Source organism: Leptospira saintgironsiae (assembly GCF_002811765.1).
Lineage (GTDB): Bacteria > Spirochaetota > Leptospiria > Leptospirales > Leptospiraceae > Leptospira_B > Leptospira_B saintgironsiae.
The window spans coordinates 530333-556441 of sequence record NZ_NPDR01000001.1 but is presented as its reverse complement, the minus strand read 5'-3'; the positions used below and the strand labels follow the sequence as shown (position 1 = coordinate 556441).

The following is a 26109-nucleotide window of genomic DNA, read 5'->3' as shown; positions in this document are numbered from 1 at the left end:
GCCTCAATATGAATCCGAACCTGGCGTTTCGCGGAGTATATTATCCGCAGGATAGGAAACTGTGTATTCGAATTGAACCGCCTTACGAGAATTCGCACCTATTTCAAATTCATAAGTTAAAATTCCATCTTCCGTTTTGGACTTAGGAATATCTGTGCCCGCCGACCATTCCACTTTTACACTATCATCGTTTGTATAAGGAATACGATCTATCAAACGGACAGGAACTGCTCTACGTTTGTTGTTCTTAATGGAAATAGTAACTCTATAACGAATATTCTTTTTCCGAGAAATGATCCCAGACTTATCATCCAGTTTCTCCTGTTTCCTTTCTACCTTGATATCTCTATCAGGTCCAAGTTCCATTTTGATTTCTTGGCCTGGCTTTAAAGTGGAGACAGAAGTTGTTCCTAAAAGATTTTCTCCAGAGTAAATTTCTAGAGGACCAGCAAGTAAAGGTTCTCTTTCTGTATTCGAAGAAACTACATTCAGAAAAACTCCGTCATTTGTAAGCGGAGAAGTTTCATAACCAGGACGAACTGCGATATTTCTTTTACGAAGAAATACTCGATTTAATGTACGATCAGAAGGAATTTTTTCTCTAGACTGAGCAATATATCTGAAATCAAATCCTTCGGAAGAAATTCCTGGAGCAATCAACTGGCTAGAATATTTTTTATCCGAACTCAACTGAGAAGATCTATTCAAAAGATTTTGTACTTCATTTTCGAGCTCTTTCAGTTCTTTTCTGGAACTTTCTCTTAAACCTGAAAATCTGCGGAGAGCTTCTTTTCCGTATCGAATGGATTCTTCATAAGATCCTTGGTCGAAAGAATATTTTTGGCTCGCAAGTTCTCCTTGAAGCCTATTCATATTTTCTTCTACACGAAGTGAATTGGATCTATCTTTATAATTTCCTTCTATCAATGCACGAGATTGCATTAAAGGACTATCATTTTTTTCCTGGTATTGTACATCATCGATTCTCTCTTCTGATCTACTTCTTTGAGAGACCTTTGGTGAAGGAGCAGATTTTTTAGATTCTTTTTTGCTTCGGAGTACGCTGCTACCAGCATTTGCAGAAGGTTTAGAAGGAGCATCATATTCCTTATCAGCTGGAGAATAATCTCCTTCTCCTGAATAAACAGCTACTTCCTTAGAAGCAATCCTGTATTCTCTATATTCTGGTAAATCTATGTCTTGGTTTGGATTAGCAGTAGAAAATTCTAATCTAACGTTTTTCCAATCTTCTCCAGTTTCGTTACGAACTAATGCATGCCAACCTAACTCTGCCTCTTGTCCGTTTGAATTTAACTCCAATGTATAACGAGGATACCAGTTCGCACCTCTGATCAAATATTTATATTCGAAAGGAAATACATTTGCTGAATCTGATTCCACATCTAACCGGATCTCTTTTCTTCGTAGAGTATCACCTTCTGCAAGATGAGCGATCTTAGTGCTAACTATATAGAATTCTTCTCGGATACGATCTAACTCTTCCAGCTTTGCTAATCTAAGTTTTGTATTATCTTCAGCTAATTCGGTATACGTTTTACGGAAGGAAGAAAAATTTTCTGAGTCAATTTTCTCCACTAATCCATCTTGTTCTCGGATCGCGGGTTTAATCGATTTGATAGAAGTTTCCCAATCCAAAAGATCTTGGACTTCTCGCGACTTTGTACTTAAAGCTAAAAGTAGACCTTCTTTTCTTTTTTCCAATTCTTCGGCTTCTTGGGATTTTTTTCTTCTAGAAGCTTTTTCTGAAACTCGGATCCCTTTGATCTTAAATTTTCTATTCGGATCGGTAAATGTGATGATCACACTCTTGTCCAAAGAAGCGATTGGAATTTCTCCCAATAAAATTTCCGAAACTCCTGTAGGAAGTTTGACCTCGGATTGTCTTGTGACGTAAACCAGATCGGAATATAGCAGAACAGAATCAATCCTTGCGTAAGAGACTGAGACAGGGGACTTGGAAGCCTTCTCCTCTTCCGTAATGGCTGTAGGAGTATCACTTGCAGAAGGATCGGATTCTTGGGCGTAAAAATTAGTCCCTAGCAAAATCAGAAAGGAAGCTGCAAGAACCGAGGAAGAAAAACGAGAAATCATAGGTTCTATGTGGATACTTGCCGAAACATAGTTCGTCAATTTATTTTCACGACCACAAAAAAAGCGCCTTCGTTGAAAAGGCGCTTTTAGCTCTAAAAACTAGCTCAAAAATCAGGAACTAAACTGTTTTAGGCGTATATCCTTTGATGCTGAAAAACCTTTTTTGAGAAACCAAAAAGCCTCCCAATACAAAGAAGGAGATCAATGCAACCTGCTTCATTAGCTCAGGAAGATATTGTAAAGTTTCTACTGGAAGAACAGCAGTCAATTTTTCTACATGAGTAAAATCAAAAGGATACACATAGGTCAATGCGGCTATAGAAGCCAGGCGGAGCAGCTCAGAAACAATACCTGAAGTTTTTAGCTCAAAGATCGCACCTATATTCCAAAGAGTCCAAAGAACATAAAAACCTAAAGCACACATTTCAAAAAGAGGTAATTCTTTTTTGAACTCTAGATAAACCATCGAAGCACCCAATCCGAAGAAGAACTGAGTGATAGAATACGCTAGTAATGTATAAGGAATATGTGTATTAAATTTTTCATAAGTAGATCTATCAATCTCAGGAGGAACCACTGATTCTCCCAGATCTTTTGGTTTCCAACCTGGAGGTTTGATCCAGACTAAAAATTTATCCTTCCAGCTTTTAGTTTTCCAGGAAAGATGAAATAACTCTTCGAAATAATGGAACTGTGTCCAAATAGGACTCCAGGTCTGCATAGGTTTTACGATCCCAAAGATAGGCTCTTCTTCTTCCTCTTTGTAAGATCCGAACATTCTGTCCCAGATCGCAAGTGTTCCTGCATAATTTTTATCAATATACTTAGGATCTCTTCCATGGTGGACTCTATGTTGAGAAGGAGTGTTGAATACCCACTCAAAAATTCCTAACTTAGGGATCGCTCTAGTATGAAGCCAGAATTGATACGCAAAATTGATCTGGATACAAAGAAGGAACATGATAGGAGGAAATCCCATCAATGCTAACGGAAGGTAAAATGGAAGAGAGAATGTATTCTGAGTGACTCCTTGTCTTAAGGCCACTGTAAAATTATAATCTTCACTTTGGTGGTGAGCCACATGAGAAGCCCAGAAAATATTGATCTCGTGTCCAAATCTATGATACCAATAATAGAAAAAATCCGCGAGAACGAAACAAAACACCCAACCTATCCAGGAATCGTTCGAAATATTCAATATTCCAAATTTTGCATATACCCAGGAGTATACCGCCATCAATGCCAGAGTGATAAACACTGTAAAGATCTGCATGAAGATCCCGGCTGAAAGATTATTGATAGAATCCTTAAAACGATAGAATGGTTTGTCTCCAAACACGGAATAAAGTAGTTCTACTACTATCAAAACGAAAAATACGGGGGTGATCAGTTCAATTATATTCTTTTCCATCTCTATTACCGAGTTTCGACTATCTCTGTAGCGATCATTCGGTCAAGAAAAAGAACCGAGGCGGTTTTCGAATTCCGCCTCAGATGGAGCTATTAGATAACAGATGTTATTTCATTTTCCCAGGAAGGGAAAAAAGATTAGAAGAACAAGCTTACGGAGAAGTTCACGGACCAGATATATCCGCCGTAATTATAGCTTGGATTCCTTTCAGTAGGGAAAGTTTTATTGATCTCCACGTTTTTCAACTGTTGGTTCGTAATTGCCAAATCGAAAATCACTGGGTTTTTCAATCTGTCTTTCAAGAATGCAAAATTCTTTCCGTTGAAGATATAGGAAACACCGACGGAGTAGATCATACGATCATTATCCATCCAGTTGTTTGCTCCTGCATAATGAGGAACTGGGCTCGGTCTTTTCCCAAGACCTCCTCTAAACTTCAAGAAAGGACGGAAAGCATACTCAGCTCCCATACGAACGTTTGTGGTATCATGAAAATCCAGAGGTTCGGAATATTTTTCCTTAATTCTAGAAAGTTTATATAAACTCCACATCTCTCTGTTCACATCTAAACTTAATAAAAGTTTTTCTGAAGGTCTGAATCCAAGACCATAAGACCAAACTCTTGGGTTGTACTGATCCAATAAAGCCAGATCGAAATCTAATTGGATCCCTAAAAGAGTAGTTTGAGCGCGAGCAGGAATAGGATCCGCAGACAGATAGGTTTCTCTTTTATAGGAAACCCCAGCACTCCATTTACCATAAGTAAATTGAAGTCCGTAAGTTGGGTTGATGATCGGTTTTAAAGTTAGAACTACTTGCGAGTTTGCTTGTACAGGATCTGGAGAGATAGGAACGTCTTTTAATAAGATCGCACCTGAACCACCTGCAAGTGCGGTGATACCAACCCCTGCAAAAAGACGGTCTTTCCAAAGTTCCACACCTACCCCAGCCATGATGGTAGGACGTTCATTACTTTTTCCTGATTGAAGGTATCTAGGAACAGTAGGGTTCTGATCGTTAACCACCATTAAGTTTCCGGAAGCAGGAACAATAGCGTTCAATCCGAAACGGATAGTTCTACCTATATCGAAAATTTCGTTTAGGTTCATTGTAAAACCCAAACCAACAAAACTGTCGTCAGGGTTTTTTGTGTTCTCATTCTTAGGAGCGTTGTTCTTTAAAGTAGGGTTCGCGTATGTTCCTAAAAAAGACACTTCATGAAAAGGACGGTTCGGGCGGAGAAGAGGCTGATAAGTGAACATCCCCTTTCCCATATTCGCAAAGCCATCTCTGAAACTAAACCAAGTTCGTTTATACCATTTATCAGGAGGCGCGCCGTTTTCAGCTTGAGGTTCAGTGTTAAGTAAAGGACCTTCTTGAGGGATTGGATTCCCATTCGCATCCTTAGGAACTTCTCCATTCGCTGCTGCTGCTTCTTTATCTTTTTCCTTTTGTTCCCATTGAGCGACAAACAAATCTGCTTCGTTCAATCTTCCCAAACCGGCAACGTTATAGAAAACCGCAGATGAGTTATTCACTGTAGCAGTAACTGCGCCTGCCATCCCCGCTGCACCTGCATGGGCACCGTAGATATCCCCGTAACTACCAGCAGTCAGCTCAGATGTGCCGACCCCTAATATCCCCAAAACTGCGAGGATAATCCTCGATCCGGAGATAATTTTTTGACTATAAGCTCTGTTTCGCATTTTCCTTCCTGCTTTGAACCAATTCCATAACTTACCCTAACCCATCTAGAATTGGCTGATCTCTTTATTACACATCAGTTATTTTTTAAAAATTTTCCGTATCTTAGCGGAAAGCCTAAAATTGTCCACTAAAATCAAAAAAAGAACCATTGGTCATTTTTTATCGTAAAACGGTAGAAATGATTAAAATTTAAAGATAAATATTGATTATTGTAAAAGAATGAACGCTACATATATTTTTGGGTTTTGAAGAAGAGCTAAAAATCCAGTTTAAACGCCTGGAGTCGGCTTTGAGGACCTAGTCTTTTCAAAATATATCGAAATGATGTCAGCATAACGTAAATATCCCAAATATTTACCATTCTCTCCAACGGGAATCTTATCCATCCCCATATCTAAGAGAGTCTTGAATGCAGTTGCTAGGTCGGTTCGAACGGAAATCGGTAGAATTGAGGTGTCAGTAACATCTTTCACAAGGACCAGGTTCTGAGTGAGATCTCTTCCTTCTAAAAATAAGCGGCTTGTACGCAAGGAAATCATTCCGAAGTAGTTTCCATTCTCTTCCAGAACAATATAGTCACTTGCGTTGATCTTCAGCGCTTCTTCTTCCAACTTAGAAAGAAGGGTAGAAGTTTTTACCTCTGCTATATTTCTGAGTTTGCCCCGGATATCCTGGATGAGGATACCTTCTAACAAATCTCGATTCATATCCCAATCATGAGCTGGGGATTGGAAACGAGTGTTCTTCTGGCTTTTATATAAATTCAGTTTATGAGAAAGAACAAATGTGATGATCGAAACAATCATCAATGGGGGAAGAAGAGAATAACTTCCTATGATCTCACAGATCATCACCATTCCTGCAATCGGAGCGCTCGCTATACCTGCATAAAAAGCGCCCATCCCGACGAGCACAAAGGAAGCAACAGACACTTGGTAACCTAAAACTAATTTTGCAAATGTTCCAAGTGCTCCTCCCAACATTCCGCCAATGAATAAAGATGGACCGAACATTCCTGCTGATCCACCACTTCCAATTGTAAATGAAGTTGTGATAATTTTTAGGAACGCGAGAAGTAAGAAAAAGAATATAATCTGCAGATCCTGATTTAGATAAGAAGTGTAGATAGGAAATTGAAAGCTACCTTCCAATACATCTTGCAAAGCGCCAGCTCCAGTTCCGAGAACTTCAGGCAAAAAATAACCAATGATGCCTACAGGAATTCCACCTAAAGCAGGCTTGATCCACATTGGAAGTTTCAAAGACTTGGACCATTCTTGTATGAATTGAAATACCTTAATCAAAAAGGCTCCATTCATATAACATAAGATCCCTAAAAATAAATAAAAGATGAGTTCCTTATATTCTATAAATCCAATCTCAGGAACCTTATACACAGAACCAAATCCGTTAAAGGAAGAATATGTTAGGAATGCTGTCACGGATGAAATGATACATGGAACCAATGTATCACTTTCGATATCTTCTCTGTACATCATCTCTACAGAGGTCAATGCTCCTCCTAATGGAGCATGAAAAATTGCGCCTAGGCCTCCCGCGGTCCCTGCTAGCAGTAATGTGCGTCTTGCTCTCGCACCTGCTTTAGTAAGATTTGCGACCAAAGAACCAAATCCTGCACCAATTAGAGAGATAGGACCTTCTTTCCCTCCACTTCCTCCAGAAGATAATGTGAATATGGTTGCGATCGACTTGATAAGAGGAACCTTAGGATCTACCTTACCTTCTTTATTATGAAAAGAATCTATTAGTGAATCTGTTCCGGTGCCTGCAGAATCAGGAGAGAATTTCCAGATTACCAAACCAGCGATCAATCCTCCTAATACAGGAAGAATCAAAAGAACCCATCGTCCTAAATAGACAGAAGCGATCGGCTCGAGAGAAACGAAATATTCTCCACCTGAATGTGTATTATGCAAACCTGATATAGATTCTAAAGAAATGTATTCTGCCCAAGCAAGCGCTCTGGAAAAAAGAAGGGCGCCCAAGCCGGAAACAATACCTGTCAGAACACAATATAGATATAAGGACCTTCTACCCTTAATTGTAAAATAAGATAAAATTGGTCTTTGTCGGAATTCTGTGAAGGCTTTTCCGAACATAAAAGATCCTTAAAATGATTTCGAAACCGAAATCTCCATGATCCGATTATGAGTGTACGTATCTTGCCAACCACCGATCATTCTATACAATCTAGGTAGGATCAACAAACCAATAAATACAGGTGCTCCAGGAGAATCCAATACGTTTCCGGAAGGAGTAGGCTTGAAAAAGTAAGTCTCAAGTGCACTATTCTTTTCCATCGTAGTGGTTGCGTAATAATATCCAATCCCTGCGAGTAAAAGATCCAAACCGATATAACCGAACATACTTTTGAGTCTATCCGAACCCCCATAAACTGGAGATTTGTAAGAGTTATAAAAAACAGAAGCTGCAGGTTGGACTATAGCCAAAGATTCACTCCAAAAATAGCTCTTACGATAAGGTTCGAACTTTGCTGCTTCCGAAACATCGGTATAATTTGTAAGTCCACCTGTTAATTCTTTTTTAGTAAGCTCTTCTTGTATAAAATTCCTAAAAACTCTTTCAGATCCCTTCTTAGAAGATTCGATCCGGATCAAACTCATCTTTTCTCTTTTAGCGAGTCCTAAAACGAATACATCCAATTGCAGAGGAGAATACCATTTCGAGGTATATCTAAATGCAAAACCTTTTGTGTTTTGGTTGGATAATACTCTATCATAAGTCAATCGATTCAATGCGGAAAGAAGCCTGATATCGTTCTCTCCAGGATCACCTTCTAATTCGAAAACTTCTCCAGCATATATAGAAGAGAAGGAAGACAAAAAGAAAAATACGAATAAGGTATTTAGGATTTTATGTTGAAAAAATTTTTGCATGTTCATTAAGAGATCCTGTCTCCAAGTAGAAATCCGGCTAAAAGCATGGACGCATTATAAGTAATATGCGCCGTCACAGGCACCCATATATTACCGGTTTTTAAATAAGAAATTCCGAATGAAAGTCCCACAAATATAAGCAGGAACGGTGCCACATAAGATCCTCCGTTAAAATGTACCACACCAAAAATAACGGAGGTGATAATGAGTCCGATAGAACCTAAGCTTTTTTCTTCAAAGTATTTTAATAAAAAACCTCTAAAGAAAAATTCTTCGAAAATCCCGGCTCCGAAAGAAATTGCAAGCAAGGTCCATCCTAATAACTTCCAATTCATGTAGAGATTTTTGGTAAGAATGATCTCAAGATAATTAGATTGAGGTTTACCTATAATAAAAAAGATCAAGCTACTGGCTACATTCACAAAACAGAATGTAGCAAATCCAGTTGCTACACCTGCTATAATATCTCTGCCGTTTGCTGAATCAGTAAACTCGGCAGTTTCTATCCTAGCGATCTTACGAATAAAAAAGTAAGAAGGGACTAAAAAACATAATCCCCAGATGATCCTGTCCAAGGACAATAACCAAGGACGTTTAGTGACTACATATTCTGTATATTCTCTAACTGCTTTTTCAGCTGAGGCTGGTTCGTTCCAAGCTACTTCGGAAGATACTGTATTTACTACTTCTTTTGTTTTAACAAAATTCTGCTTGGGGGCTTTAAGAGATAAGGTGCTCTCTACTTGGAGACGGGTGATCCTCATATAGGAATACATACCGATGAACAGTACGAAAACCTGGATCAGACCCATAAGCAGAACGTCTCTGCCGGGTGCGAGTTTTTGATCTTCCTTTTCTAAATCCATTCCAAAGGGCCCTTCCAATCATTTATGGGGGATTTTTTGCGTCATTGTTTTTTTATAATCTGCCGACTAGAGAAAAGATATGCCTTCCTTCAAAAGACATTTCCTAGTTTGGTTATCCGCACTCATACTAGTCTCTCTAAACGAGGTCCACGCGGTTTACGATCGCCTTCCCTTAAAAAGTTTAGAATATTCGGATACTAAGATCATCCGAGTCAGAGAAGAGATAAAATATAACCTTCAAATTTCAGTTTCCAACTTGGATCAAAAAGATCTAGTCCATCTTAGATTCCTAGTCTACAAAGTTGGACCCAAGGATACTTTTTTTAAGATCATGGCCAGGACCGGAATGGACTTGGACACTCTTTCCTCTGTAAACGAATTAGCTTCTCCCCAAGACATTTATCCTGGGATGGAACTTTTGATCCCGAACATGAGAGGAGTTTACGACTCGGAAGAACATTCTCCCGACGAATCCACACGCAAAAAAGTCGCGGCCCGTTTTCGGATCTCTCCCAAATTCTTATACTATGATGACCTCAGAAAATCATGGTTCGTTCCAGGAAGAGGATTACCTAAAGAAGAGAAAAACTTTTTTTACGGATTAGTATTCTCTGATCCTTTAGCAGATGAAGGAAGAATCAGTTCCAAGTTCGGAAGAAGAAAAGACCCTTTCACTAAAAAGGACACCTTTCACGGAGGTATTGATCTTGCTGCAGAAGAAGGAACCCCAGTCTATGCATCTGCAGAAGGAGAAGTTTCTTTTTCCGGAACAAGAGGCGGCTACGGAAGCCTAATCGTTTTAAAACATGGATTAGGTTACGAAACCAAGTACGGACATTTAAGTAAATTATTGGTAGCTCCTGGCTCAAAGGTCAAAAAAGGACAATTGATCGGAGAAGTTGGAATGACCGGAAGAGCCACCGGATTTCATTTACATTTTGAAGTATTAAGAAATAGTTTGAGACAGAGGCCCATTTTTAAGGGTCATGTCTGATGTTTCATAGATCACTTTCGAATCCAGCAATTAGGATACTTATTCCTTCTATTCTATTATTCCTAATTTTCGGTACATTTATTCTATTCGGTTGGGCTAAAACCGATCCGACAGATTATGATCCAGATGATATTATTCGCCAAGAAGAAAGAGATATATTATTTATATCTAATGTAGTAAATGAAAAATCCCCAATCGAGAAACCTTTCGGCCTTGCGGTTGACTCAAGAGGATCTATTTATACAGGTTCTTCTGATGGAAATATTTATAAGATCAAAACTGACGGGCAAACAGAACTATTTGCTAAAACTTCTGGCAGAGCGTTAGGAATTGTATTTGATGGAAAGGAAAATCTAGTCGCCTGTGTTTCCGGATTAGGACTTGCATTTTACGATTCTAAAGGTAATGAAAATGTACTTCTGAGAGAAGATTCGGAAGGAAATCCATTAACAAATCTGTACGGTTTAGATATTGCTTCAGATGGAACTGTTTATTTTACAGAAGTAAGTAGAAAGTTTTCCTATGAAGATTCCTATTTGGAAGAATTGGAATCCAAACCTAATGGCAGAATTCTTTCTTATGATCCAAGAACCCAAGAAGTAAAAACAGTTCTAGAAGATCTATATCATCCTACTGGGATCAGTTTATCTTCTTTCGAAGATTTTTTGGTCTTTGGAGAAAAGTATAGGCATCGTGTTTCTCGTATTTGGTTAAAAGGGAAGAAGGCAGGCAAAGACCAGTTCCTTATCACACATCTTCCAGGAAGCCCAGCATTGATCAGCTCAGACTCTCAGAGAAATTTCTGGATCGCTTTATCTTCTCCCAGACATATCGCAATCGATAAGATACAAAATTTCCCAATTTTGAAAAAGGCAATCGCTGCACTTCCATTCTTCTTCAAACCCTTAGAAGGAGAATTAGCTTATATTCTTTCGATGAATGAAGAAGGAGATATCAGTCTCTCTTTGATGGACAATACTTCGGATAAATTAGGATCAATTACATCTGCTTTGCAGTACGGATCCGGACTTTTACTTGCTGGATTTTCTTCCCAGAAAGTTTGGAAGTGGAAGTTTGAAACCCTGGAGATGTTTTTCTAAACAAAAAAGCGCCCCGATTGGAGCGCTCCTTCAAAGTGAAACACATCGCTGAAGATTACATCGCTCCTAACAATTCCCTAAACTTATCTAAGGAATATCGAGCAGCAAAGTCTCCAAATCTTTCATTCGCGTTTCCTTCGTTTTTCCAAACTTCGAATGCTTTCTCTAATTGGACAGGAATGTCTGCGAATGGAACCTTCTTAGCAACATAGTCACCCACTTTGGTTCCTTCTGGATTTCCTCCGAAGAATAAGGAATATTTTCCTCCAGCTTGTTGGCCAACGATTCCGATTTCTGCGGAATAAGGTCTTGCACAACCGTTAGGACATCCAGTCATTCTTACGATAGGGGCTCTATCATTCAGATCCAATTTATCGATCACTTTTTGGATAGATTCCAATAATTGAGGGAAAGTCCTTTCGGATTCAGTCAATGCTAAACCGCAAGTAGGAAGCGCAGGACATGCAAGCGCACGGTCATACAAAGGTTTAGGAGAAGCTGGATTAATATTATATTCTTTTAATTTAGATTCTAATACTACCTTATCTTCTTTTTTGATTCCCATCAAAACTAGATCCTGATCCGCAGTTACCTGCACACTCAGGTTAAAACCAGAAATAATATCTTTCAAAGCAGTTTTTAATGGTTTCTCAGGGAAGTCTTTGATCCTTCCTGAAAGAGTATGGAATCCTAATGCAAGAGTTCCATCTGCTCTTTCTGTCCAACCCAGATAATTTGGAGTTTCCCATTTAGGAAGTTTACGATCGATATCGAATTTTGCACCGGATCTGCGTTCAACTTCGGAGCGGAACCATTCCACGCCCTTCTCCGCTAAAACATATTTCAAACGAGCATGTTTGCGGTTAGTACGATCTCCGAAATCTCTATGAGAAGTTACGATACCTTCTGCAACGGAGATCAGATCTTTTTCAGGGATCCAACCAAGTAAGTCAGCAGCTCTAGGATAAGTCTCAGGCTTATTATGAGTCATCCCGAGTCCACCACCCGCAAAAGCGAAATAACCGTCTATTTTACCATTTGCATCCAATGTAGCCGCGAATCCCATATCGTTCGTATAAATATCGACTGAGTTATTACCAGCAAGTGTAACAGCTATTTTGAACTTTCTAGGAAGATAAGTAGTTCCATAGATCGGATCCGGCTCATCCTCTTTATTAAGTTGGCTCTCGCCTAACCATAGTTCGGCGTATGCATTACTCTTATATTTAAAATGATCGGATAATAATTGAGCGATCGGATCTAATTGTGTAAGTTCTTTATTTCCCCAAGGATTTAAAGCCTGAGTCACGTTACGCACAACATCACCGCATGCTCCCATGGTAGAAAGATTCACCTTATGAACTGCTTGCATGATCGGTTTCAGATCTTTTAAAAGGATCGTATGCATTTGAATGGACTGTCTAGTCGTTAAACGTAAAGCTCCACCGCCGAATTTATCAGCAAGATCGTCCCAAACCATGTATTGGTCCGAAGTAAGTCTTCCGCCAGGGATCCTTCCTCGGATCATAAAAGAGGTTGGGTTCTCTATAAATTCTCCAGCATCATCCTTTCTACGGTCCCTGTCCTTTTGCTGGTACATTCCGTGGAATTTGATTAATTGTTTATCATCTTCCTCAAATCCATCTGCACCTGTTTCGATAGCAGTACCGATTTTTCCTCTTAGTCCCTTAGAGGTGGTTTTAATATGCTCGACTTCGCTAAGTTCTTTTTGTTCTGACATCGATCGTATCGTCCTTTTGGATTATAGCTTTCCTATGATTTCGCATCCGTGGAGAGATATTTTTCTTTAAACTCTCCAAGAAGAAATTTGAGAGCCGCTTTTCTTTTTTCAGGATCTCCCAGTTTACTCTTACTTAAATTACGGATTTCTAATAAATTTTCCAATTCTGGATCATGATCCTCAGGAAGGATCTCTTCAAGAATCGTACGGATGGTTCCTGCAAGCCCAGCGAACCCTCCTTGAGTGGAAACCGCCACACGGATCGGCCCCCTATCAAAATATGCAGAAGAATAAAAATCGCACAGAGAAGGATCATCTGCACAATTGATCCAAATCTTTTTTTGTTTGGCGTACTCCACCAGGTCACGGTTGGTCTGCCTATCATTTGTAGCAGAATATACTAGATCAAAATCATTTAGATCAGAGATCTGAACTTCTCTTGTTTCTATTTTTGCATCTTTAATGAAAGAAAGTAAACGAACAGTTTCTGGTTTGAATTCTTTAGAGATAACTGTTAGCTTACATCCAGTATCTTTCAAATGTTGAAGTTTTTCGAGAGCAACATTACCCCCGCCGACTACTAACACTTTTTTATTTTCTAATTTTATAAAAACTGGGAGAAGTTGGTTCATACCCCTTCTCCTTGAGAAGCAAATCCCTGAAAATCTAGTTCAGGATTTTCTCCGATCAGATGTACAACAGGGCCTATATAAATAATTCCAGGTCCGGAACTTTGTTTGGATAAACCTTCTTCTATAATTCTACCCAAGCTAGTCACAGTTGTCTTTTGGTTTTTTAAACTCGCATTTTCTACCAAAGCTACTGGAACAAGAGAAGAAGCTCCGTTATCGATCAAATTTTTAGAGATCTGTACAATGGAAGAAGTTCCCATAAATAGAGCGATCGTGCCCTTGAACTCAGCAAACCATTTCCAATCAGTATCTTCCTGTAAAACAGTGTGACCGTCCATGATCAGAACCTGTCTGGACAATCCTCTATGTGTTAAAGGAAAACCTGCACCGGAAGATCCTGCACTCAATGCGCTTACACCAGGAATAATTTCATAAGGAATTTTATGTTTTCTTAAAGTGAGTAATTCTTCTCCACCTCTACCGAATACAAAAGGATCTCCTCCTTTTAAACGTACTACGGTTTTACCTTGGAGAGAATATCGAACTATCAGCTCTTGGATCTCTTCTTGGGTGGCGGAATGTTGCCCCGCCCTTTTACCTACATAATGGACAAGACAAGAAGAAGGAAAATATTCCAAAAAGGAAGAATCTAATAAAGCGTCGTACAGAATTACTTCCGCTTTTTCTAATATTCTAAGGGCTTTTAAGGTCATTAATTCCGGATTTCCGGGACCTGCACCCACCAAATATACTTTTCCTACTTCGGTATTCATTAAATTAGATCAGTAGGCTCCTACGATCATTCCGGCGCCAACGGTATTATTCGTACCTTCATCTACTAATACGAAACTTCCAGTTCCGCGATTTTCGGAATAACTATCGAATGCAATAGGTTTCGCAGTTCTGATCTTGATCCTTCCAATCTCATTCAAAGCAAGTTGAGAAGACTCTAATTTTTCGTGAGTTTGGATATCTATCCTAAAAGATATTTCCTTAACTGCGGATTTTACAGAGCCTGTAGTTTGTCTTAAAAGATATTTATTTCCAGGAACCAAAGACTTGGCATCCATCCAACAAAGTTCAGCTTCCAGATCTTGGGAAACAACCGGCTGGTGTTTATCGGTTACGATCATATCACCGCGACTAATATCTATTTCGTCTTCCAGAAGAATAGTAACAGACATAGGAGCAAAAGCTTCTTCCACTTCTCTTTCGTGTGTTAGAATAGATTTGATCTTAGAGCGTAAACCACTTGGAAGAACTGCAATCTCATCTCCCTTTTTGAAAACGCCACTCCTGACCTGGCCAGCATATCCTCTATAATCATGATGCTCTTCCGTTTGAGGACGGATCACGTATTGAACTGGAAATCTAGGCTCATGTTTGGTCTCATCTACTTCGATCTCTAGATCTTCTAAATAACCCAGAAGAGTTTTACCTTTCCACCAAGTCATGTTTGGAGAAGTATCTACAACATTGTCCCCATTCAGGGCAGAAATTGGTATGAACTCCAACCCTTTAAAATCCAGATCGGAAGCGAAGTTTTTATAATCTTCTACAATCTCTTGGAAACGTTCTTTGGAAAAATCCACTAAGTCCATCTTATTCACACAGATAACTACATGAGGAATTTTTAATAGAGAAGCGATATAAGAGTGTCTGTAAGTTTGTTCGATCACTCCCTTACGAGAATCGATCAGAATAATTGCTAGCTCAGAGTTAGAAGCGCCAGTCACCATGTTTCGAGTGTACTGGATATGCCCCGGAGCATCTGCGATGATAAACTTTCTTTTAGGAGTGGAGAAGTATTTATAGGCCACATCAATTGTGATCCCTTGCTCCCTCTCTGCCTTAAGTCCGTCTGTAAGAAGTGCTAAATTGATCTGACCATTTACTTGGCCTGTTTTTTCAATCGCTTCCAACTGGTCTTGGAATACTGATTTGCTATCGTACAAAAGACGACCGATCAATGTGGATTTTCCGTCGTCTACACTTCCAGCAGTAATAAAACGTAATAAGTCCATCAGAAGTAACCGCCTCTTTTGCGTTCTTCCATCGCAGCTTCGGAACGCTTATCGTCCAATCTGGATCCTCTTTCAGTTGTTCTGGAAGTTTGGATCTCACGAATAATATCATCTAAGGAATTTGCTTCAGATTCTACTGCTGCAGTACAAGTCATATCACCAACAGTTCTGAAACGTACAGTTTTCTCTTCTACCTTATCGGAAGAATCTAAGGTCACGAATTCTGAAACAGGGAATACTACATTTTCTCTCCATACAATTTGTCTTCTATGAGAGAAATATAATGAAGGAAGAGGGATATTTTCTGATTTGATATATTCCCAAACATCCAGCTCCGTCCAGTTACTAATAGGGAAAACTCTTACGTTCTCTCCTACATGGATCTTTCCATTATAAATATTCCAAAGTTCTGGTCTTTGCAGTTTAGGGTCCCAGCTTCCGAATTCATCGCGCACGGAGAATACTCTTTCTTTCGCGCGTGCCTTTTCTTCGTCCCTTCTAGCTCCGCCTATACATGCATCAAATTTGAATTCTTCGATAGTATCTAATAATGTAACTGTTTGGATTGCGTTCCTGCTTGGGAATTTTCCTTTTTCCTCTACAGCTTTTCCTTGGTCTATGGAATCCTGAACGTATCTAACGATCAGTTTTTCTCCGATACGGTTTGCAAGATCATCACGAAATTGTAATGCTTCTGGAAAGTTATGCCCTGTATCAATATGAACCAAAGGAAATGGGAATTTTCCTGGACGGAAAGCTTTTAGCGCAAGATGCACCAAAGTGATCGAGTCCTTCCCCCCTGAAAATAAAAGCGCAGGTCTTTCAAATTGAGCGGCTACTTCCCTAAGTATATAAATGGACTCCGCTTCTAGTTGTTGGAGATGCGACAATCGAGTTCTAGTCGTCATACTTCTGATCCTTTTTTTCTTACCAGTTTTCCATCCACCCAATGCAGTCCGCATTCTTTCGTGGATTCATTCTCCCACCACCAACGGCCGGCTCTAAAATCTTCGCCCGCCATGACCGCTCTCGTACAAGGAGCGCATCCGATACTGGGATATCCCTTATCATGAAGAGGATTATATGGAATATGTTTGTCTTGAACGTACTGTTGTACATTCTCCCAAGACCAATCCAGGATAGGATGGAATTTCAAAATATCCCTTCCTGCATCCAACTCCACTTTAGTTAAATTTTCTCTGGAACCGGATTGATCGTTACGAATTCCGGTGATCCAAATTTTTGCTCCCTCTAAAGCTCTGTTTAAAGGGACAACTTTGCGAATATGACAACATTCTTTTCTATTTTCTATAGAATCATAGAAGGAATCGGGGCCCTTCTCATTAATAAGATCTTCTACCGCTTGTGCATCTGGGAAGAATGTTTGGATACGTTTACCATACATTCCATTCGTACGTTTATGAAGTTCGTAAGTTTCGGTGAACAATCTACCTGTATCCAATGTAAAGATACGAATGTCCAAATTTTGGGAATAGATTGAGTGAGTAATTACCTGATCTTCTAGACCGAAGCTAGTAGAGAACACTGCTTGTCCCGGAAATTCTTGGGAGATTTTCGCCAAAGAATCTTCTAAACTCAGACCTTTTAATTTTGCTTCCAGATCGGATGGACTCATCGAAATCGAACCTTTATATATTGGACCTGCCCAAATTAAGGCTGACCAATATAATGTACCAAAGTTTTATATATTGGACTATTTGTAAAGTATAGTTGATGCTATATTACAAGGATCCCACCGTAGCCGGTACAGAATAGAGAATTTTTATAGAATATAGAAATTCTCCGATTTGCTTTGAGAATTTTATCTCTCTGCCGAATTTACTGCCTATTTTGAATTCTATAAAATGATACTTTCAGTTATGTCACAGAAATTATGAGCAAGTGTAACGACTCGAAATAGTCTGGAACTATATTATGAAATAATTTATTTCCAATGTTCCAAAACTTATAATCTCATGCTGTATACACTTTCAAAAAAACTTAACCATCTATTTACAAAGAACGTCTAACTCCTCGTATTCGATTGAGATTGAATCGTCCAAATTTTTTTATTGGATTCGTTCAATTTAAAATTTAGAAGAATAAATTAGAATCGATCTCAATCACGACTGAACATCGGTCTAATATTCATTTTTTATAACTTTCTTTTTAGTCATTGAGAAGGTATGATATACTTGGTGTAATTGACGAATTACATGTCCTTAGGAATTTTGGATAAAGATGGGAACCATAAATAAAAAAAATATATTAGAGCTATTCTCCCGTTATTCAGTTTGGGTCCTGCCTGCAGTAATACTAATTTCGGACATCATTGTCAGAGATGAAATTTTACCTACATTCAAACCCTTACAGTGGGCGTTTTATCTTCTCTCATTCATTTATTCAGTAATTCTATATTCTGCAGCGATCATTCTTCTCAGAATATTATACCAGCGAAAATCTAAAATAGCGTACTATATCGTATTTGCTCTGATTTTATCTTTTTATGTCGGAACACTATTAGGTTCTTACGGATACTATGCGTATACCGGGATCATGCCTAACTTTTTCGTGTTTTCTTTTATATTCCATGAACCATTAAACAGTTGGACAATCGTAGAAGGTGGATTTACTAAATCCTCTTTAGTTTTTGGACTTTTATCCTTTATCGTGTTAGGTGCTTCTCTTTGGTTCACAACTATTAAGGAACCTTTAAAGTACAAATTCCAAACTCCAGTAAGGATTGGAGTAGTCATCGTATTTTTAGCGATCAGCGGATTCTTACATAATAATACTAGGTTTAATGACCAAGTATATGTTTCTGATACAAACACGGTCGCATTCGTTTGGAGAAACTTATACAATCATCTAACAGGAGATAGTTTAGGATCTGCCGGTTTACAATCTAGGAACAAACCTAGACTTCCTCAGATCGTTTCTAATCCTGGATTCAATGTTCTGTTTGTAGTAACAGAAAGTTTGAGAAAAGGAAGTTTAGGAGTTTACGGTTACGAAAGAAACACCACTCCTTTCATGTCTAAATTTGCTCAGACAGCGGACCGCAGCCAATACTTCTTATTTAAGAAAGCATATTCAAATTCCAGTTCTACTCTTCTATCTTTTCCGAGTATTTTAACTGGAGTATCTCCTTCTCAACCTGTTCCGATGACTCATACTTATCCATTATTCTGGGAGTATGGAAAATCTGCCGGGCTTTCTACATTCTATATTACGAGCCATAACCTTCAGTGGAATAACTTCGAAGGGTTTTTCAAAAACTCAGGGATCGATTTCCTTTGGGATAAAGAAAAAAGCGGCTTAAAAGTATTTAACGATATCGGGATAGATGATAGAGAAACTGTAAAAGAATTCAAAAGATATCTTACAGGATTTAAAACCTCGGGTAAAAGATTCGCGGGAGTTTTACACTTCAATACGAATCATTTTCCATACATAGTCCCAGAAGAATCGAAGGTCTTTGCAGTAGATTCAGTTCCAGACCAATATGATAACTCTGTTCGTCATATGGACGGTCTTCTGGAAGAAGTTTACGCTTATCTCAAAAAAGAAGGTTTCTTAGAGAATACTGTAGTGATCTTCACTTCTGATCATGGAGAATCTCTTTTTGAACATGATTATCTAGGGCATATTGATAGCAATTACGTAGAAACTGTTGCCATTCCAATGTTGGTATACATTCCAAATTCTCTTAAAGAATCAGTTAATCTGCAAGCTATACGCAGAAACACTGAAAGACCTGTTGCAAATACAGATCTAATTCCAACCTTTATTGATATTTTAAATCTGGAAAACAATCCTGCAGTCAAAAGGTATTCTACAAATCTGGAAGGTAAATCCTTACTCAGAGATATTTACGGAGATCGTAGGATCATTATCACCAATAATAATGAGATCTCTTTATATAAAGTTGGGATCAGCTATATTAAGGGAAATTATCATTATATAATGAACCTGAACTCAAACCCTTCCAAAGAACGTCTATTCGATCTTTCAAAAGATCCGAAAGAGTTAAAAGATCTTTGGGCAGAAGCGAGTGAAGAAAATAGGATCCATTTTAGAGAAGTGGTAAAAGACTGTGGGGTCTGCGTGGAATTATTCACTTCCCAAGGTTTACAATACCAGACTTCAGAAGAAAATCTGGAAACTGCTGAACTAAAAAGAAGTTCTACTAAACCGGCAGCTTTTTAATTAAACCTTAGATCTTTCAGAAGAAGATTTAAATTCTTTCCAGAACTTATCTAGTTCTTCTTTGTTTTCAGGTTTGGTATGCCAACGTCTATGCAACCAGAAATAATCACCTGGATGTTTATAAACTTCTTCTTCTAAACGTTTTACCCATTTGTAAGTAAATTCTCTCTCCCATAATTCTGGGTCCTTTCTGGGATCCAAATTTGGTTTTTCGAATTCTTCTACATGAAAATATAATTTTCCAGTCTTATCATACCAGCTGCTGCAGAATAAGATAGGGACATCTGTCATTCTGGAGAATGTTGCAGGCCCTAAGAATGTAGAAGCCATATTTCCTAAAAAAGGAAAGAAGGAGCCTGTATTGCCTGCGTCCTGGTCCGAGATAAAGGCGACTAACTTTCCTTGCTTCAACAAAGTCAGAGCCTTTCTAGGACTTTCATCCGTATAAACCAATTTAATTCTTTGAGAAGCTCGATTTTTCTCGATCCAGGCGTTGGACCAAGGATTGGATTGTCTTTTTGCGAATACGTATAGATCGTTTTTAGGGGCTGTGTAACAAATGGAAACTCCCATAGTTTCCCAATTTCCTAAATGACCTAAAACTAAGATCCCGCCCTTCTCAAATAGTCTAGTGTGAGTTTCTTTATCTGGTAAGAAGCTCACCCATTTATCTATGAACTTTCTGTTCATTCTAGGTTCTTCACAGAACTCGTTAGCCATATGAGAAAGATTTCTGAGGTTATGAAGAATATACTCTTGTATCTCTAATTCGGATATTTGAGGGAAAGCAGTTCGGACATGTCTTTCGATCCTTTTTTTGGTAGCACCTGTCGTTTTGGCCAGGAATCGAATGATATAAAATAGGATTTTTCCCCTAAGAACGTAAGGGAATATAGAAAGTGTGCCTACCAATATTCTCGCAAATAGGTACTGCAGGAATTTTTTGACTTTTTGTCTTTCGCTTCGAGGTTTTGGATTCGCCATAACATCAATCCCGCCTTTATAAACAGATCCAGGATCACACGACTTGTTTTAAATTTTAGGATCTTCTCCAAATCTAATAATAAAAAAAACGAATCGATTGAATAGTTAAAAAGAAAAAGAAACCATGGTCGGGTCTAATTTCTCAGGACTTTGTCCGACAGAATAATAAGGACAATATATGCCCTTTCAATTTTTAAAAAATAAAGTCGCAAGACCAAATAGAACCTCCGCGATCCTAGTTTTAGCTCTGTTCTCATCTATGTTCCTAATCACGAGCGGAAGCGGGTTCGCAGCCCCTAAAACCGATCTAAAAGAAAGCCAAGGCAAAAGTTTTAAATTTCCCCAAGACCACTTTTTCCATAAAGGATACAGAGTAGAATGGTGTTATTTCATCGGTATCTTAGATACGGAAGAAGGTAAAGAATTAGGATATGAATTAAGCTTCTTCCGAGCTTACCTTGGACCTAAAGTTGCATTGTATCCTGTTCACTTTGCAATCTCTGATCTGGAAGACGAAAAACATAAAATCTCCCAAACCATCGAAAGAGAATTAGGGGGAGTTGCAGGCCAAGACAAGAGCAACTTATGGAGCGGAGACTATCGTATGGAAGTCACAGGTCCTGCGGATTTTAGAATCTCTGCTTTTCCAAGAACAGACTCTGGCTTCGGTTTAGAATTAGAGCTGAGCGCCAAACCAAAAAATATTCTTATCCACGGCAAAAACGGAAAGTCACTCAAGAGCAGAAAGAATCCTAAATTTTTCTCTTATTATTATAGCATCCCTCGTTTAGAAACCAAGGGTTCTCTTTATCTGGAAGGAAAAGAATATCATGTCAAATCAGGCACAAGTTGGATGGACCATGAATGGAGTAGTCCAGAAGGAACCGAGGCTGCATTTGATCTTTCTTCCAAAGACATTTCCTGGGACTGGATCTGTATCCAAATGGAAGATGGCTCCGATATCATGGCATTCAATTTTAAGAACAGATCCGGAGATGTGGAAACTTTCGGGACTTATCGTTCTCCAGATGGAAAAGTAATCTCTTTAGAAAATGAAAACGATCTGAAATTTGTTCCGGAAGATAAGACCTGGAAAAGCGACCAAACTGGGAATTCCTACAAATTACGATGGAAATTAATTTCCGAACGATTTAATTTGAATATCTCGCCCAAATTCGAAGAGCAGGAATTCGACGCAAGATCTAGCACTGGACTAATTTATTGGGAAGGCGCAGTCAAAGTTGGCGGAGATATCGATGGAAAATCCGTAAAAGGAAAAGGTTATCTAGAACTAAAACCTTTCCGCTAATTGCCGATTTAGGCCGGAGAAAAAACCTTTATCCCTGGCAAACGGTATGGAAAGTTGTTCGATGCTCTAAGAGGGCTGGGATTTATAACGGACTTTAATCCGAATGAGAAATTATTTTTTAAAAAGGATCTTTCTGATTGTTCCCACAATCATAGGAATCACCTTCCTGGTATTTATTTTATCCCATTTGGCTCCAGGTGGACCGTTAGAAAGAGAGATCGCAAAATTAAGAGGATACGGCAACGAAGACGGGGCTAGATCTTCTTTAATTAATAACGAAGAGATAGAGATCTTAAAACAAAAACTTCGTTTAGATAAACCTCTTCCGGTCGCTTACTTGTACTGGTTATGGGATGTTGCAAGTTTGGATTTGGGAGAATCCAGATTACATTCTCGTCCGGTAAACGAGCTCATTTTTGAGAAGATCCCTGTATCTCTAACATTTGGCCTTTCCGGATTTTTACTTTCCTATCTGATCTGTATTCCATTAGGAATCCGTAAAGCGATCCAAAGTGGACAAGCATTCGATAGTGGAACAAGTATAATCATTCTAATCGCATATTCTATTCCAGTGTTTGCGCTTTCTATGTTATTATTATATCTGTTCTCTTCCGGAGAAGTGTTTTCGGTCTTTCCTCTAGGTCACGAATATTCTGATAATTATGATGATCTGGATTTTTTCGAAAAGATCATAGATAGAGCAGAACATATGTTCTTACCGGTACTTTGTTATGTTTCCGGATCTTTTGCGATGCTCACTCTTTTAATGAAAAATTCTCTATTAGATCAAATCTCTAAAGAGTATGTTAGAACTGCGATTTCCAAAGGTTTATCTTTTAAAGATGCAATTTATAAACACGCTTTTAGGAACAGTCTGATCCCGATAGCAACTGGTTTCGGTTCTAATCTTAGTTTGGTCTTAGCAGGATCTTTAATCATCGAGTTGGTATTCAGTATTGATGGGATCGGACTGCTTGGTTTCCAGGCAGTTACTGAAAGAGATACAAACCTGATGATGGGATTATTATTGATCCAAAGTTTTCTTTCACTGATCGGAAATATTCTCTCAGATCTTTGTTATGTTATCATCGACCCTAGGATCAATTTCGAAGCATGAACTCTCTAGCAAAAAGAAGATTCGAAAAATTCAGATCCAATACAAAAGCATGGATCTCTCTTTGGATTTTAGGGACTTCCTATATCATTTCCTTATTTGCACCAATACTTGCGAATAATCAACCTTGGATTGTTTCTTATGATGATTCTTGGAAATTCCCGATCTTCTTCCGTTATACCGATAAAGATTTCGGTGGATCTGAATATTCTCCTATAAATTATAAAAAACTAAAATTAAGAGAAAGTTTCAAAGAAGACGATGATAACTGGATCTTATTTCCCCCAGTTCCATACGGATATAACGAAGACAATTTAGAAACAATTGATGATGACGAAAATCCTCCTTCTTCTCCTAGCCTGAAACATTGGTTGGGAACTGATGATAGAGGAAGAGACGTGTTTACTCGGATCTTTTATGCGTATAGAAATTCTATGAGTTTCGGACTGATCTTAGTAATTATTGAATTTCTATTTGGAACAATTATAGGTGGGATCCAAGGATATTACGGAAAAAGAACTGATATCATACTACAAAGGATCATCGAAATTTTATCCGCTATCCCTTTCTTGTATTTGATACTCATCATGGGTTCCTTCTTCGGCCGAGGATTTATAGTACTCGGGATCACTTACTCAGCTTTGAGCTGGATAGGGATCAGCATGTACATGAGAGGAGAATTTTACAGATCCAAAGCTCTTACTTATGTGGATGCAGCTAAAGCATTAGGCGCTAGCTCTTGGAGCATCATGAAAAATCATATTCTCCCGAATGCGATCACTCCACTTGTGACCTTCTTACCCTTTGCACTTATCGGTTCGATCTCAATCTTAAGTGCTTTGGACTTTTTAGGTTACGGAATCCCGGCACCAAATCCTTCTTGGGGAGAAATGATCAGCCAAGGAAGAGATAATCTTAGAGCTTGGTGGTTGATCGCATTTCCTTCTTTGTCTTTGGCAGCGACCATTCTTCTTTCTTCTTTTATAGGGGAAGGGATACGTGATTCTTTTGATTCTAAGGAGAAGGTAACGTACGAATGAATTCGGAAGCTATTCTCCAAGTATCTAACTTAAATCTAGAACTTTCCAAAGAAGGAAGGTTCGTACCATTATTAGAAGATATTAATTTCGAGATCCGCAAAGGAGAAGTTTTAGCACTCGTAGGTGAATCAGGTTGTGGGAAATCAGTATGTTCCGCTGCGATCACAAAATTACTTCCGCATGAATCTTTTAGATACTCGAATGGAAAGGTAATCTTCCAAGGAACGGACCTTCTTCAAACCGACTCAGAAACTTTAAGAAAGATCCGAGGAAAAAAAATCTCATACGTATTCCAGGAACCCTTCTCCGCTTTAAATCCTTTAAGCAAAATAAAAGACCAAATGACAGAAGGATTTATAGAACATGGGCTTGGAACTCGTAAAGAAGCAGAAGATAAGGCCGAATATCTTCTTGGAGCTGTAGGAATTACAGACATAAAGTTAAGGATGAATTGTTATCCTCATCAGTTGAGCGGCGGGATTTTGCAAAGGGTCGGGATCGGAATGGCATTGATGTGTGATCCTGAACTTTTGATCGCGGATGAGCCCACTTCTGCTTTGGATGTTACTGTCCAGGCCCAGTTGGTGGAACTCCTACTAAGGCTCAAAGAAAAGATGAACTTATCTGTATTATTCATCTCTCATGATTTTGGTTTAGTCAGCCATATAGCAGATCGTATCTGCGTATTATATGCAGGAAGAATTGCTGAGCTCGGAACAGTGGATCAAGTTTTGGATGAGCCCAATCATCCATACACAAAAGACCTTTTGGATTCTTTACCTTCTCATTTTTCACAAACTGGAGTTTTCAAACCTATAGAAGGTAGATTACCTTCTCCTGGAAATTATCCTAAAGGTTGCCATTATTCAGACAGATGTGATTTTGTATTCTCTCACTGTAACACCGTAAAACCTATATTAAAGAATACGAATGGATCCGGGCATCTATCCGCATGCTTCTTAAATGAGAAAAAGGAGCTTGCGGGATGAAACTTTTAGAGATCAAAGATCTGAACGTAAGTTACGGAAAAGAAGGTTTCTTTGGTGGAAGAAAATCAGTAATCAAAGCCGTTGAAAATGTAAACTTAGAAATGGAAGAAGGGGAAACCTTCAGCCTTGTAGGAGAATCCGGCTGCGGAAAATCAACATTAGGCCGAGCAATACTCAGACTTTTAAAATCAGATTCAGGCTCCATATTCTTTAAAGGAAAAGAGATCTTAGATCTAAAAGAAAAAGAATTTTTACCTCTTAGAAAACAAATCCAAATCGTATTCCAAGATCCTTATTCTTCTTTAAACCCAAGAAGAAATATTAAAGATATTTTAACGGAAGGATTGTTTATCCATGAAAATTATACAGATGAGCAAGCAGAGAAGGAAGCATCAGACATTCTGGAAAAAGTAGGGCTATCTCCAGAAATCCTGAACAGATATCCTCACGAATTTTCCGGAGGACAAAGACAAAGGATCGCAATCGCAAGAGCTTTAATCCTAAAACCTGAATTTATACTTTTTGATGAAGCAGTTTCCGCTTTGGATGTATCCAACCAAGCCCAGGTACTTCTTTTATTACAAAAGCTGAAAGCAGATTTCGGACTTTCTTATTTATTCATCTCTCACGACCTAGGTATTGTAAAATCTATCTCTGACAAGATCGCAGTCATGTATTTAGGAAAGATCGTAGAGATCGGTACTAAGTCACAGATCGCAGAGAAACCTTCTCATCCTTATACAAAAGCATTATTTGGAGCTATATTCGAAGTAGAAAATCGTAAGGTCCGAAAAACTCCTCTGCAAGGAGAAGTTCCGAGTATATTAAAAAAACCGAAAGGTTGTCATTTCCATACTCGTTGCCCTATCGCTAAAGAGATCTGTTCCGAAACAACTCCAGAATGGAAGGATCTTGGCGAGGGCCATAAGTCCTATTGTCATTTTCCGGACGGAAAGTAA

At 38.7% G+C, this 26109-nt stretch carries 21 protein-coding genes; 8 read left to right on the top strand and 13 right to left on the bottom strand.

Features of this window, described 5'->3' with window-relative positions; translation table 11 throughout:
* Positions 1-3 precede the first annotated feature (3 nt).
* The 6 genes from CH362_RS02545 to CH362_RS02520 all read right to left on the bottom strand — a co-directional run bounded on the left by CH362_RS02545 (position 4) and on the right by CH362_RS02520 (position 9014).
* Positions 4-2112, bottom strand: coding sequence for a DUF4139 domain-containing protein (locus tag CH362_RS02545; protein ID WP_100708766.1), 2109 nt, complete (start codon positions 2110-2112; stop codon positions 4-6).
* A 118-nt stretch (positions 2113-2230) separates the two neighbouring features.
* The gene (locus CH362_RS02540; RefSeq protein ID WP_100708765.1) at positions 2231-3523 is read right to left on the bottom strand and encodes a sterol desaturase family protein; all 1293 of its coding nucleotides are present in this window, start codon (positions 3521-3523) and stop codon (positions 2231-2233) included.
* Positions 3524-3660: 137 nt separating this feature from the next.
* Positions 3661-5229 carry an OmpP1/FadL family transporter gene (locus tag CH362_RS02535; RefSeq protein ID WP_100708764.1) on the bottom strand — a complete coding sequence of 523 codons (1569 nt, stop codon included), beginning with the start codon at positions 5227-5229 and terminating at the stop codon, positions 3661-3663.
* Between the two features lie 270 nt (positions 5230-5499).
* Positions 5500-7350 carry a chloride channel protein gene (locus tag CH362_RS02530; protein WP_100708763.1) on the bottom strand — a complete coding sequence of 617 codons (1851 nt, stop codon included), beginning with the start codon at positions 7348-7350 and terminating at the stop codon, positions 5500-5502.
* A 9-nt stretch (positions 7351-7359) separates the two neighbouring features.
* Complete coding sequence (locus tag CH362_RS02525) at positions 7360-8154, bottom strand: hypothetical protein (RefSeq protein WP_100708762.1); 795 nt, start codon at positions 8152-8154, stop codon at positions 7360-7362.
* Positions 8154-9014, bottom strand: a complete 861-nt coding sequence (locus tag CH362_RS02520) for a CPBP family intramembrane glutamic endopeptidase (protein WP_100708761.1) — start codon at positions 9012-9014, stop codon at positions 8154-8156. The genes CH362_RS02525 and CH362_RS02520 overlap by 1 nt, the downstream gene beginning before the upstream one ends.
* A 79-nt stretch (positions 9015-9093) precedes the next feature.
* Here CH362_RS02520 and CH362_RS02515 point away from each other — a divergent pair, with 79 nt between their 5' ends.
* Positions 9094-10008 carry a peptidoglycan DD-metalloendopeptidase family protein gene (locus CH362_RS02515; RefSeq protein ID WP_100708760.1) on the top strand — a complete coding sequence of 305 codons (915 nt, stop codon included), beginning with the start codon at positions 9094-9096 and terminating at the stop codon, positions 10006-10008.
* Positions 10008-11108: an SMP-30/gluconolactonase/LRE family protein gene (locus CH362_RS02510; protein ID WP_100708759.1), complete on the top strand. Its 1101-nt coding sequence runs from the start codon at positions 10008-10010 to the stop codon at positions 11106-11108. The genes CH362_RS02515 and CH362_RS02510 overlap by 1 nt, the downstream gene beginning before the upstream one ends.
* Before the next feature lie 55 nt (positions 11109-11163).
* On the opposite strand, the gene CH362_RS02505 is transcribed toward CH362_RS02510, so the two are convergent.
* From CH362_RS02505 to CH362_RS02480, 6 genes are read right to left on the bottom strand one after another with little or no spacing between them, the layout of a single operon-like run.
* The gene (locus CH362_RS02505) at positions 11164-12849 is read right to left on the bottom strand and encodes an NADPH-dependent assimilatory sulfite reductase hemoprotein subunit (protein ID WP_100708758.1); all 1686 of its coding nucleotides are present in this window, start codon (positions 12847-12849) and stop codon (positions 11164-11166) included.
* Positions 12850-12881: 32 nt separating this feature from the next.
* Positions 12882-13481 (bottom strand): precorrin-2 dehydrogenase/sirohydrochlorin ferrochelatase family protein, encoded by a 600-nt coding sequence (locus CH362_RS02500; protein ID WP_100708757.1) that lies wholly within the window; start codon positions 13479-13481, stop codon positions 12882-12884.
* Positions 13478-14254, bottom strand: a complete 777-nt coding sequence (gene cobA / locus CH362_RS02495; protein WP_100708756.1) for a uroporphyrinogen-III C-methyltransferase — start codon at positions 14252-14254, stop codon at positions 13478-13480. The genes CH362_RS02500 and cobA overlap by 4 nt, the downstream gene beginning before the upstream one ends.
* Before the next feature lie 9 nt (positions 14255-14263).
* Positions 14264-15505, bottom strand: a complete 1242-nt coding sequence (locus CH362_RS02490; protein ID WP_100708755.1) for a sulfate adenylyltransferase subunit 1 — start codon at positions 15503-15505, stop codon at positions 14264-14266.
* On the bottom strand, positions 15505-16413 hold the full coding sequence (gene cysD / locus CH362_RS02485) for a sulfate adenylyltransferase subunit CysD (RefSeq protein WP_100704992.1): 909 nt from the start codon (positions 16411-16413) through the stop codon (positions 15505-15507). Before cysD ends, CH362_RS02490 begins: the two co-directional genes overlap by 1 nt.
* A complete protein-coding gene (locus CH362_RS02480; protein ID WP_100708754.1) occupies positions 16410-17141 on the bottom strand; it encodes a phosphoadenylyl-sulfate reductase in 732 nt (243 codons plus the stop codon). Before CH362_RS02480 ends, cysD begins: the two co-directional genes overlap by 4 nt.
* A 605-nt stretch (positions 17142-17746) precedes the next feature.
* Between CH362_RS02480 and CH362_RS02475 the strand changes: the two genes are divergently transcribed.
* Positions 17747-19714, top strand: coding sequence for a phosphoethanolamine transferase (locus CH362_RS02475; RefSeq protein ID WP_100708753.1), 1968 nt, complete (start codon positions 17747-17749; stop codon positions 19712-19714).
* Here the strand turns inward: CH362_RS02475 and CH362_RS02470 are convergent, their stop codons facing one another.
* Positions 19715-20698: a lysophospholipid acyltransferase family protein gene (locus CH362_RS02470; protein WP_100708752.1), complete on the bottom strand. Its 984-nt coding sequence runs from the start codon at positions 20696-20698 to the stop codon at positions 19715-19717. It lies immediately after the preceding gene.
* Positions 20699-20876: 178 nt separating this feature from the next.
* Between CH362_RS02470 and CH362_RS02465 the strand changes: the two genes are divergently transcribed.
* The 5 genes from CH362_RS02465 (at position 20877) to CH362_RS02445 (ending at position 26109) form a co-directional block, all read left to right on the top strand.
* The gene (locus tag CH362_RS02465; RefSeq protein WP_100708751.1) at positions 20877-22007 is read left to right on the top strand and encodes a lipocalin-like domain-containing protein; all 1131 of its coding nucleotides are present in this window, start codon (positions 20877-20879) and stop codon (positions 22005-22007) included.
* 103 nt (positions 22008-22110) lie between these two features.
* Positions 22111-23124 carry an ABC transporter permease subunit gene (locus tag CH362_RS02460; RefSeq protein ID WP_100708750.1) on the top strand — a complete coding sequence of 338 codons (1014 nt, stop codon included), beginning with the start codon at positions 22111-22113 and terminating at the stop codon, positions 23122-23124.
* Complete coding sequence (locus tag CH362_RS02455; RefSeq protein WP_100708749.1) at positions 23121-24161, top strand: ABC transporter permease subunit; 1041 nt, start codon at positions 23121-23123, stop codon at positions 24159-24161. The genes CH362_RS02460 and CH362_RS02455 overlap by 4 nt, the downstream gene beginning before the upstream one ends.
* Positions 24158-25150: an ABC transporter ATP-binding protein gene (locus CH362_RS02450; RefSeq protein ID WP_100708748.1), complete on the top strand. Its 993-nt coding sequence runs from the start codon at positions 24158-24160 to the stop codon at positions 25148-25150. Before CH362_RS02455 ends, CH362_RS02450 begins: the two co-directional genes overlap by 4 nt.
* On the top strand, positions 25147-26109 hold the full coding sequence (locus tag CH362_RS02445) for an ABC transporter ATP-binding protein (protein WP_100708747.1): 963 nt from the start codon (positions 25147-25149) through the stop codon (positions 26107-26109). Before CH362_RS02450 ends, CH362_RS02445 begins: the two co-directional genes overlap by 4 nt.

Excerpts from the sequence above, each read along its gene's own strand:
- CH362_RS02520 (WP_100708761.1), bottom strand. The coding sequence starts at position 9,014 with ATGGATTTAGAAAAGGAAGATCAAAAACTCGCACCCGGCAGAGACGTT.
- CH362_RS02455 (WP_100708749.1), top strand. The coding sequence starts at position 23,121 with ATGAACTCTCTAGCAAAAAGAAGATTCGAAAAATTCAGATCCAATACA.
- CH362_RS02460 (WP_100708750.1), top strand. The coding sequence starts at position 22,111 with ATGAGAAATTATTTTTTAAAAAGGATCTTTCTGATTGTTCCCACAATC.
- CH362_RS02450 (WP_100708748.1), top strand. The coding sequence starts at position 24,158 with ATGAATTCGGAAGCTATTCTCCAAGTATCTAACTTAAATCTAGAACTT.
- CH362_RS02540 (WP_100708765.1), bottom strand. The coding sequence starts at position 3,523 with ATGGAAAAGAATATAATTGAACTGATCACCCCCGTATTTTTCGTTTTG.
- CH362_RS02475 (WP_100708753.1), top strand. The coding sequence starts at position 17,747 with ATGGGAACCATAAATAAAAAAAATATATTAGAGCTATTCTCCCGTTAT.
- CH362_RS02445 (WP_100708747.1), top strand. The coding sequence starts at position 25,147 with ATGAAACTTTTAGAGATCAAAGATCTGAACGTAAGTTACGGAAAAGAA.
- CH362_RS02470 (WP_100708752.1), bottom strand. The coding sequence starts at position 20,698 with ATGGCGAATCCAAAACCTCGAAGCGAAAGACAAAAAGTCAAAAAATTC.
- CH362_RS02465 (WP_100708751.1), top strand. The coding sequence starts at position 20,877 with ATGCCCTTTCAATTTTTAAAAAATAAAGTCGCAAGACCAAATAGAACC.
- CH362_RS02505 (WP_100708758.1), bottom strand. The coding sequence starts at position 12,849 with ATGTCAGAACAAAAAGAACTTAGCGAAGTCGAGCATATTAAAACCACC.
- CH362_RS02530 (WP_100708763.1), bottom strand. The coding sequence starts at position 7,350 with ATGTTCGGAAAAGCCTTCACAGAATTCCGACAAAGACCAATTTTATCT.
- CH362_RS02500 (WP_100708757.1), bottom strand. The coding sequence starts at position 13,481 with ATGAACCAACTTCTCCCAGTTTTTATAAAATTAGAAAATAAAAAAGTG.
- CH362_RS02490 (WP_100708755.1), bottom strand. The coding sequence starts at position 15,505 with ATGGACTTATTACGTTTTATTACTGCTGGAAGTGTAGACGACGGAAAA.
- CH362_RS02480 (WP_100708754.1), bottom strand. The coding sequence starts at position 17,141 with ATGAGTCCATCCGATCTGGAAGCAAAATTAAAAGGTCTGAGTTTAGAA.
- CH362_RS02515 (WP_100708760.1), top strand. The coding sequence starts at position 9,094 with ATGCCTTCCTTCAAAAGACATTTCCTAGTTTGGTTATCCGCACTCATA.
- cysD (WP_100704992.1), bottom strand. The coding sequence starts at position 16,413 with ATGACGACTAGAACTCGATTGTCGCATCTCCAACAACTAGAAGCGGAG.
- cobA (WP_100708756.1), bottom strand. The coding sequence starts at position 14,254 with ATGAATACCGAAGTAGGAAAAGTATATTTGGTGGGTGCAGGTCCCGGA.
- CH362_RS02525 (WP_100708762.1), bottom strand. The coding sequence starts at position 8,154 with ATGAACATGCAAAAATTTTTTCAACATAAAATCCTAAATACCTTATTC.
- CH362_RS02545 (WP_100708766.1), bottom strand. The coding sequence starts at position 2,112 with ATGATTTCTCGTTTTTCTTCCTCGGTTCTTGCAGCTTCCTTTCTGATT.
- CH362_RS02510 (WP_100708759.1), top strand. The coding sequence starts at position 10,008 with ATGTTTCATAGATCACTTTCGAATCCAGCAATTAGGATACTTATTCCT.
- CH362_RS02535 (WP_100708764.1), bottom strand. The coding sequence starts at position 5,229 with ATGCGAAACAGAGCTTATAGTCAAAAAATTATCTCCGGATCGAGGATT.